Genomic DNA, 246 nt, shown 5'->3' on the forward strand with positions numbered 1-246 from the left:
TCTACCAGGTACTAAAACAGAAACATCTGACAGAACAGTTGATGTTCCACTAACTGATATGAAAATATTACAAAATACTTTGGCGAAAATGCCAACAAGTTTATCCACTCAATTATTCAACACTGGAGTTTCATTAATTACACACAATGCAGTAACTAAAGTTATGCAAAAATATTGTTTAGAAAAACGTATTGGCAAATATACATTACACAGTATCAGACACACACATTGTTCTTACTTGTTACA

The 246-nt window shown here is 31.3% G+C and carries 1 pseudogene; it reads left to right on the forward strand.

Features of this window, described 5'->3' with window-relative positions:
- A pseudogene (locus CD113_RS11495) lies at nucleotides 1-246 on the forward strand (tyrosine-type recombinase/integrase); the annotation flags it as partial.

The sequence above is a fragment of the Staphylococcus simiae genome (assembly GCF_002902085.1).
Taxonomy (GTDB): Bacteria; Bacillota; Bacilli; order Staphylococcales; family Staphylococcaceae; genus Staphylococcus; species Staphylococcus simiae.